Here is a 1348-nt window from a genome sequence, read left to right as displayed (position 1 = left end):
GGTTCGGTGCCGGTCGGCTGCGGTGGCGGTGTGGGCCGGGTGTGTGGTGGGTGGTCGGCTGGCTGGCCGGGCTCGTCTCGCGTCGGCGGTTCGGTGCCGGTCGGCTCCGGTCGTGGTGCGGTCCGGGCGAGCAGCGGATGGCCGGCCGAGCCGGCGCTCCAGCCGCGTGGTGTCCGGCCGACCAAGCCCAACCAACTCCCCACCCAAGATCCGCGATGACCGAAGCACCACGGCTGCTGGTGCTCTGGTGCCCCGACTGGCCCGTCGTCGCCGCCGGAGCCGCCGCCGGCACCCCGCCGACCACCCCCGCCGCCGTCTTCTCCGCCAACCGGGTCGTTGCCTGCTCCGCGGCCGCGCGCGCCAACGGGGTCGGGCGGGGGATGCGGCGGCGGGATGCCCAGTCGCGCTGTCCCGGGCTCGTCGTGCACCAGCACGACCCGGACCGCGATGCGCGGCTCTTCGAACCCGTCGCCGCCGCTGTCGAAAGCCAGGCCGTCGGGGTCGAGGTCGTGCGGCCCGGGCTCGTCGCCGTGCCCGTCACCGGCGCTGCCGGGTACTTCGGCGGGGAAGCCGCGCTCGCCGAGCTGCTCATCGACGAAGTCGCCGCGCGGGCCGGGGTCGAATGCCAGGTCGGGATCGCCGACGGGCTCTTCGCCGCGACCCTCGCCGCTCGCCGGTCGGCGCTCGTGCCGCGCGGGGATGCGCGAAAGTTCCTCGCGCCGCTCGCGATCAGTGAGCTGGACCAGCCCGGCGACGATCGCGGTGAGCTGGTCGCCTTGCTGCGGCGGCTCGGGTTGCGGACCCTCGGCGCGTTCGCCGCGCTCGCCGAACGGGACGTCGCGGGCCGGTTCCCGAAGGACGCCATCACCGCCCACCGGCTCGCCCGCGGTCTTTCCGAACGCCCGCCCCTGCGCCGCGCGCTGCCGCCGGACCTGTCGGTCACCGAAACCTTCGAGCACCCGCTCGCCCGGATCGACGAAGCCGCGTTCGTCGCGAAGACGCTCGGCGAACGCTTCTTCGCCGGGCTCGCCCGCCACGGCCTCGCCTGCACCCGGCTGGCCGTCGTCGCCGTCACCGAAGCCGGCGAGGAACGCGTCCGCGTCTGGCGCTGCGCCGAACCGCTGACCGCCCGCGCGACGGCCGACCGCGTGCGCTGGCAGTGCGAAGGCTGGCTCAACGCCCGTGACCGGCCCACTGCCGGCATCGTCCGGCTGCGCCTCGACCCTGAAGAAGTCGTCGGCGGGCAGGCGCTGCAGCTGCAGTTCGGGTCGCTGGGCCGCGACGCCGACGCCGCCGAGCGCGCCGGCCGCGCCCTGGTCCGCATCCAGGGCCTGCTCGGCCCGGACGC

General features: G+C 76.1%; 1 protein-coding gene. It reads left to right on the top strand.

Features of this window, described 5'->3' with window-relative positions:
* Positions 1 to 215: 215 nt before the first annotated feature.
* The coding region (locus G3I65_RS17380) for a DNA polymerase Y family protein (protein WP_203612411.1) at positions 216 to 1348 on the top strand (1133 nt) is incomplete at its 3' end.

Source organism: Amycolatopsis sp. SID8362, assembly GCF_010550475.1.
Lineage (GTDB): Bacteria > Actinomycetota > Actinomycetes > Mycobacteriales > Pseudonocardiaceae > Amycolatopsis > Amycolatopsis eburnea.
Note: the sequence above shows the minus strand (reverse complement) of the source record. Positions and strands in the feature narration are given on the sequence as shown.